This is a genomic window from Actinomadura geliboluensis, assembly GCF_005889745.1.
Classification (GTDB): Bacteria; Actinomycetota; Actinomycetes; order Streptosporangiales; family Streptosporangiaceae; genus Spirillospora; species Spirillospora geliboluensis.
In genome coordinates, this window is the sequence record NZ_VCKZ01000618.1 from 1 (window position 1) to 3,719 (window position 3,719).

General features: G+C 72.6%; 3 protein-coding genes. 2 read left to right on the plus strand and 1 reads right to left on the minus strand.

The genetic code is table 11. The features are described 5' to 3' along the window. The coding region (locus ETD96_RS47335) for a DUF6177 family protein (RefSeq protein WP_240808623.1) at positions 1-1,037 on the minus strand (1,037 nt) is incomplete at its 3' end. Between the two features lie 127 nt (positions 1,038-1,164). On the opposite strand from ETD96_RS47335, the gene ETD96_RS42490 reads away from it, so the two are divergent. Next, positions 1,165-2,616 (plus strand): LCP family glycopolymer transferase, encoded by a 1,452-nt coding sequence (locus ETD96_RS42490; RefSeq protein ID WP_138642136.1) that lies wholly within the window; start codon positions 1,165-1,167, stop codon positions 2,614-2,616. Positions 2,617-2,776: 160 nt separating this feature from the next. After that, the coding region (locus ETD96_RS42495; protein WP_138642137.1) for a glycosyltransferase at positions 2,777-3,719 on the plus strand (943 nt) is incomplete at its 3' end.

The following is a 3,719-nucleotide window of genomic DNA, read 5'->3' on the forward strand; positions in this document are numbered from 1 at the left end:
TCCGCGTCCCGGACCATCGTGCGGAACTTCCACACCGTGAACTCGCGGCCACCGCGCCCGACCCGCACCTGCCGGAACATCACCGGGCCCGCGCTGGTCACCTTGATCATGAGCGCGACCACCGCCAGCAGCGGGCTCAGCAGCACCAGCCCGGCCAGCGCCGCCGTCCGGTCGAACATCCCCTTGAGGACCTTGCGGACGCCGTCCAGCTCGGGGTGCTCCACGTGCAGCAGCGGGAGGCCCGCCACCGGGCGGATCGAGATGCGGGGGCCGGTCACGTCCATCAGCGCGGGCGCGACCACCAGTTCGACGTCGTCGCGCTCGATCTGCCAGGCCAGCCGGCGCAGCGCGGTGCCGTCCATCTCCGGGCAGGCCAGCACCGCCACCGAGTCGGCGCCGATCCGGTCGGCGACCGCGGCCGCCTGGGCCGAGGTCTCGGCCACGGCGCCGCCCTCGCCGGAGCTGTAGTCGCAGATCGCCTGGGCGGGGCGGGGGCCGTCGCCGCCGACGACGAGCCGCACGCTGGAGCGTCCGCGCACGTACTCGGTGAGCCGGTCGCGCCGCCACGGGTGCTCCAGCGGCTCGGCGGGCCCGAGCCCGGCCGGGTACTTGCCGGTGAGCAGCTGCAGCAGGCGCTCGATCGTCCCGGCGAGGTCGCCCTCGGCGGCGTGCCGGATCCGGTAGACGAGGGTGAGCTGCGCGCCGATCGGCGCGGTCGGGCGGGTGGTGAACCCGGGCGCGTAGTCGCGGGCCTCGGGGACGGGCACGAACGTCCCGCCGCCCCATCTCATCGGCCGTCCGGTCAGGCCCTCGTAGTAGCCGTCGCCGTTGCGCACGATCCACTGCGCGCCGTCGCCGGACGCGGCGGTGCGCAGCGGCAGCGTCAGCCGGGATTCCAGCGGCGTGACGAGCTGCAGCGTGCGGCCGGTCTCGGCGCAGTCGGCCAGGGCCTTGTTCAGCCAGGCGCTCAGCGGCACGACCGGCCGGTCCTGGAGGACGACCATCGCTTGGTCGGTCAGCGCGTCTACGGTGCTCATCTCGTCCGGGAGTCTAGTCACCGGGAGCACCCGCCGGCCGGGCGCCCGCCGGACCCCGGGCGGTGCGGGTCCCGCAGTTTCCGGTGACGCCGGTGACGCATGTCCAATCTGTGCTGAAATGTTACGGATGCAGCGAGCCGCCGCGCCCTCCGGCGTCTACTACGCGGACAACGCCCCGACGCCACCGGAGCCGCCGGTGCGGGGGCGTCTGTGGCGCGTGCTCGGCGGCCTGTCGATCGCGCTGTCGGTCGTCCTGGTGGCCGGCAGCCTCACCGCCTACGGCTTCTGGCGGCGGCTGGACGGCCAGATCGACCGCGAGCACGTCGACGATCGGCTCGGCGCGAACCGCCCGCCCAAGCTGAACGGCTCGCTGAACATCCTGCTGATGGGGTCCGACAGCCGCGCCGGGGAGAACGCCCGCTATGGCGAGGAGGCAGGGCAGCGCTCCGATACCACGATCCTGCTGCACATCTCGCCCGGCGGGGAGAGCGCCATCGGGATCAGCTTCCCGCGCGACTCCATGGTGCGGATGCCGCCGTGCAAGAAGAAGAACGGCACCGTCGTCCCGGACCAGTTCGGGATGATCAACGCGGCGTTCTCCAACGGCGGCCCCGCCTGCACCTGGCGCACGATCGAGTCGCTCACCAAGATCCACATCGACCACTACGTCGAGGTCGACTTCACCGGGTTCAAGCGGGTCGTGGACGCGCTCGGCGGCGTCGAGATCTGCGTGCCGAAGCGCATCGACGACCCCAAGGCCGAACTGCACCTCAAGGCGGGCAAGCAGGTCGTCCAGGGCGACCAGGCGCTCGGCTACGTCCGCACCCGGTACGTCCTCGGCGACGGCTCCGACCTCGACCGGATCAAGCGGCAGCAGGCGTTCATGGCCTCCGTCGTCAAGAAGGCGACCGACAAGGGCATGCTCACCGACCCCGGGCGGACCTACGCCTTCCTCTCCGCCGCCACCAAGTCCATCAAGGCCGACGACCGGCTCACGCTCTCGGTGATGCAGAAGCTCGCGGCGAGCCTGCGCGGCATGAGCGCCGGGAAGGTCCGGTTCGTGACCGTGCCGGTGCAGGCGTACCCGCAGGACAAGAACCGCGTCCAGTTCGATCAGGCGCTTGCGGAGCCGCTGTTCCAGGCCGTCCGGGAGGACAACAAGCTCCCCGAGCCGGAGCCGACCCCGCCGCCCGCCCCGGTGGCCGCGCAGAACAAGGTGCAGCCCGTCCCTCCCGCGCAGGTGAAGATCGGCGTCTACAACGCGTCCGCCACCGAGGGCCTCGCCCAGCGGACCGCCGAGCAGCTCGCCGACCGCGGCTACCAGGTCGTCAAGGTCGGCACCAGCAAGAAGAAGTACGCCCGCACCCGGATCCTGTACGGCGAAGGCGCCGAACGGCAGGCCGCGCGGGTGGCGATCGCGGTCCCCGGGCACACGCCGCGCCCCTGGCGATCCGCCAAGCCCGGCTACGTGTACCTCCTCATCGGCGACGACGGCGCGCGGCTGCGCGGGCTCGCCCCGGCCGTGCCCAAGGTGGCCGGCGAGATCCGTGCGGACCGTGACATCTGCGCCCACACCTGATGTGGAGCCGCATCAGCGATATCTTGGCCCGCGCAAACCATTAACCGCCTCAAAGCGTCCCTAGTAGGACGGCCTAGTTGAATCCCTCCGACCCTGGCCCGACGAGCCGCCTCCCCGCACTGGGCTCCACCGGCCGCCCGAGCTCCCCCGGAACGGACGCATGCAGCCCGAACCCTTCTCCCTGCTGATGACCGTCTATGGCGGCGACCAGGCGGAACATGTCCGGGACGCGTTCCGGAGCGCCGTGCACCTGCAGACCCTGCGGCCCGACCAGGTCGTCCTCGTCCAGGACGGCCCCGTCCCGCCCGAGCTGTCGGCGTGCCTGCGCGAACTCATGGCCGGGAGCCCCGTCAAGGTGGTGTTCGTCCCGCTGGAGCACAACCGCGGCCTCGGCCCCGCCCTGGACGCCGGCCTGCACGCCGCCTGGCACGACATCGTCGCCCGCATGGACGCCGACGACGTCGCCATGCCGCACCGCTTCCAGACCCAGGTGCCGCTCGTGCGCGCCGGAGCCGACCTCGTCGGCGCCGGCCTGCTGGAGTTCGGCACCGACATCACCGACGTCGTCGGCCGCCGCATCCCGCCGAGCGACCCCGCCGACATCGCCCGCTACTCGCGGCTCCACGACCCGTTCAACCACCCCACGGTCGTCTACCGGCGCAGCGCCGTCGTCGCCGCCGGCGGCTACGGCGACCTGCCCCTCATGGAGGACTACTGGCTGTTCGTCCGCATGATCGCGAACGGCGCCCGGATGGTGAACGTCGCCGAGCCGCTCGTCTACTACCGCGTCGGCGAGGGCGCCTACGAGCGCCGCGGCGGCACCGAGCTGCTGCGCTCCGAACTGCGGCTGCAGCGCGAGATGCTCCGCGAGGGCTTCATCTCCCAGCCGCAGTACTGGCGCAACGTCGTCGTCCGCGGCGGCTACCGCCTCGTCCCCACCGTGATCCGCAAACCGTTCTACCGCGCGGTCGTCGCCCCCTACGGCGCCCGCCGCAACCGCACCCGCGACCGCTCCGACACCGGCACCACCCCGGCCGGCGCCCTCTCCTACATCCCCCGCCACGCCCGCCGCGCCAACCAGGCCCCGCCGCCGCTCGCGACGC